This is a genomic window from Haemophilus sp. HMSC61B11 (assembly GCF_001838615.1).
GTDB classification, from domain to species: Bacteria; Pseudomonadota; Gammaproteobacteria; order Enterobacterales; family Pasteurellaceae; genus Haemophilus_D; species Haemophilus_D parainfluenzae_AD.
The window spans coordinates 3,112-6,587 of the sequence record NZ_KV837992.1; the positions used below are offsets into that span (position 1 = coordinate 3,112).

General features: G+C 31.0%; 4 protein-coding genes. All 4 read right to left on the reverse strand.

What is annotated here, in order from left to right:
- Window positions 1-230 precede the first annotated feature (230 nt).
- Window positions 231-851 (reverse strand): hypothetical protein, encoded by a 621-nt coding sequence (locus tag HMPREF3263_RS07090; RefSeq protein WP_070853133.1) that lies wholly within the window; start codon window positions 849-851, stop codon window positions 231-233.
- Window positions 826-1,221 carry a hypothetical protein gene (locus tag HMPREF3263_RS07095; RefSeq protein WP_070853134.1) on the reverse strand — a complete coding sequence of 132 codons (396 nt, stop codon included), beginning with the start codon at window positions 1,219-1,221 and terminating at the stop codon, window positions 826-828. The genes HMPREF3263_RS07090 and HMPREF3263_RS07095 overlap by 26 nt, the downstream gene beginning before the upstream one ends.
- A 24-nt stretch (window positions 1,222-1,245) precedes the next feature.
- Window positions 1,246-2,019 carry a hypothetical protein gene (locus HMPREF3263_RS07100; protein WP_070853135.1) on the reverse strand — a complete coding sequence of 258 codons (774 nt, stop codon included), beginning with the start codon at window positions 2,017-2,019 and terminating at the stop codon, window positions 1,246-1,248.
- Window positions 2,007-3,476 (reverse strand): glycoside hydrolase family 19 protein (locus tag HMPREF3263_RS10900; protein WP_371113374.1); only part of this gene is annotated, 1,470 nt, incomplete at its 5' end. The genes HMPREF3263_RS07100 and HMPREF3263_RS10900, both read right to left, overlap by 13 nt.

A 3,476-nucleotide genomic window follows, 5' to 3' on the forward strand; every position in this document is an offset into this window, starting at 1 on the left:
TATATTCACTATCCACTTTATAAGCTATCAATTTGCCATCAGCTATCGCATAAATCTTGTTATTTTCAAATTCACTGCTCGGAAATTTTGATGCCCGTAAATGATGTTGATGTTCGAGGTTGTAATTCGGATTTAAAAAGGTGTAATCTCGTAAGGTTTGGCGGGTTGATGATTAGTTTTTAAAAGAACAAAAAATAACCGCACAGTATAAAGTGCGGTTAATAAATCATTTAATTTAGATCGACAGAATCAGCTTTGATCCACATGTTGATTTCTTTTTTTCCTTTGTAGTTAATGAAATACCATCTAGTTCCATCAGAATCAAACGCAGTTTTAATAATTTTTACTCTATCTCCCTTAATTAGATACATGCTTGTCTTTTTTCTATTTAAATCATATAAATAACTTTTCCTTAAAACAAGATAAAAGCATTCGTTAACGTTATTTGAATAAAAATAATCACATACTCTATCTCTTATACTACCTTCTGTTTCTAAGTACCTTGTACTCTCTTTAACAACATATACTGAATTCTCATCAATATGGTAATAATAGTTAAGTTCTTGCCCTCCTGAACCACTAAAGACTAATCTCATAACAAAAAGATCTTTTTCTTTTGATATATTATTCAAGGAATAAATTCCATCAGATAGAATATTTTCTTTCTTAAACAAGATATTATTTTTAGTTTTATTTGATACAATAAATTCTCCATCATCACTAACTGATAACTCTATATCATTATTATTTATTTTAAAATTATATCTAACATCAGATAATGCAGGAGAACACATTCCAAAGATAAACGTAAAAAATAATACAAGACTACTTTTTATTTTTACATAATTCATATTTCATAATCTCCTTTAACAAATTTCTGTATTTTATCCTATCATCGAATCCATTTGCGCCACCGTTGATAAGCCAACTAATAGTATTTCCCCAATCATTATCTGCCAACACATTAAGATCTAAAACACCAAAAGTTCCCTGTAAATTTCCATAAGACACTATGGACTTATTACAATTAGCTCCTTCCAACTTAATACGCTCATGAATACTTTTAGGAGCACTATTAGGATATCTCCATACACCTGGCTTATTTTTAGAAAGAGTAGCTCCTTTTTTTCCAAAATCATCCTCCAGATTCAAATGCATATGCAATGAAGATTTAGCGGAGTGATTACGAGCTTTTAAAAGAACAAAAAAATAACCGCACATTATAAAGTGCGGTTAATAAATCATTTAATTTAAATCAACTGAATCAGCTTTAATCCACATATTGAGTTCTTTCTTTCCTTTATAATTTATAAGATACCATTTTGATTTATCCTTATCTAAAAACTCGTCCAGTATTAAAACATAGTCATTTTTAATTAAATACATATTCGTAATATCTCCTATTTTCTTATAAAGATAAGCTTTATCTACAGAAATCTTTGAACCCCTTCCATCTTTTTGCCAGTAGGCATATATTTTATCATAAGCATCTAACGTGATAAAATCAAAAAGATCTATACCAATTAATTTAGTTCTAATAATCTCATGAAGCATCTTGTCCTCTCTGATTTTATCTCGTCTAGGACATAAGCTTTCATTTGGAATATAACAAAGATCTGATATTTCATAATCAAAAAATGAAATCTTCTCTTTATTTATTTTAAATTTAAATATAAAACTATAAGCATCTGACATCGCCCTGTTTGGCTTAGCTATTTCCAACTCCAGATAACCAGCATTAACTCTTAAGTCTCTTTCCCCTTCAAAAATATAATCTTTATTAACATCTATTTTAGGTAAAATATATTTAGACTCCTTAATAACTTTATCACCATTAAATAATTTAACAACAGAGTCAGAATTATTATCAAATCCACATTCCTTAGATAAAATAAATATCTTAACTGAAAAATTATTTTCATAAGGAATCTCTTTAAATAAACAATAATCTGAACCATATGAACCTAATGAAAAAATCAAAGTAAATAAAAAAATAATAGTATAATTTATTCTTCGCATTTCCATACCTTTTTTGTTATAGAGAAGTTATGACGTCTTTCTGCTTTAGAGTCAGTATATGAGTTAACTATATTTGTAACATTATTTACATCAGAATCACTACAGCCTTTTTCTGCTATGGCATTTAATCCATGTGAAGTCCAATATCCCATACTAGATAGCATAGCTCCTTTGATTGTTAAAATTGAATCTGGCTCACTTATTATATTAACGTCTGATTCACTGGCATATTTATCAATTTCCCTTTGTGCTTCCTTATAATTTCCTCTTCCTGTTAATTGAATAAATCCTTTCCCTCTAAAATTCCACCCATCATTTGAATTAACATCTCCATTACCATTCCTATTTGAATAAGCTAAATTAGCTATTGCTACTTGATTTGCAGGATGCTTTTCATTTCTTCCATATTTATCAGCCTCTGCTGGGTTTCTTATGAAATAAGAAAACGGTCCCTTAGGAAGTTTCTTTCCATTAACTATAATTGTCTTAGGTCGCTTAAGATGCTCAGAAGAATAATTCAGACTTTCGTTTTTATATGAAATTTTTTGTCCCACTTCTTCCATTATTTGGGCGAAGAAGTGTGCAATAATTTTAGGTGTATGCATATTAAATTTTTCGCAATACTTGTTATATACTTCTACAATTTCTTCTTTGACTTTTAGATCTGCTGATGGAAATAATATATTTAATTGCTCTAAGGTAATATAAGTACCAGTTCTATTTATACTCAACCACCCAATCACCCCCAACGGATGCAGATAATACGCTTGCTTATCCGTGTTAAATCCATCCACCTCTAACTTTATCGATAAGTCAGCTATCCGTTTCTCTATTCTCTTCGCAATCTCCTCTTTTCCATTTTCACGATAAACACCACAGGTTTGACTAAAATCTGCAGTCCTCGTTTTCTTCCATTCGCTGTCATGTTTGACAACAATTCCCGTCAACCTTCTTTGCTGAACTGACGTTAACAATAAATCCTTCAGCTTCCCTGCCTCAAATACCACTGGCTTGTTTTTGTCTTTATCTAAGCTCAGCTCGTTCATAATAGACTTAAACACCGGGTCTAATTCATTTTTCTGCTCTGTCGTTAAATCACTTTTCGGGTCTATGTTTTGATGAAGAGGATGTTTGAATATACAAAGCCCATTTCCAGATTGATTAAAAATATTCACACCAGGGAACAATAAACCATGTGTTAAATGGCTACTATCCACATAAATTCCGCCCTCTTTATTCTTTTGTGGCAAGCTATACAGATAAGGTTGTACATTGTAATAATCCTTGCCCGTCTTATCCGTTTTCTTCTTCACTGTTTTTTTTGCCACATCCGCTAACGGCACCATGATTTCAACTTTGCTTTTCTCCAGCGCCACCGCTTCATCATTCGCTATGCTATAAAGCTGACTACCTCGTGCTACATAAAGAAAGTTATCTTTTATCCCTTTCTTTTCTTT

Bases quoted from the DNA above. Each gene is read 5' to 3' on its own strand.
- HMPREF3263_RS07090 (WP_070853133.1), bottom strand. From the start codon at position 851: ATGAATTATGTAAAAATAAAAAGTAGTCTTGTATTATTTTTTACGTTT.
- HMPREF3263_RS07095 (WP_070853134.1), bottom strand. From the start codon at position 1,221: ATGTGCGGTTATTTTTTTGTTCTTTTAAAAGCTCGTAATCACTCCGCT.
- HMPREF3263_RS07100 (WP_070853135.1), bottom strand. From the start codon at position 2,019: ATGCGAAGAATAAATTATACTATTATTTTTTTATTTACTTTGATTTTT.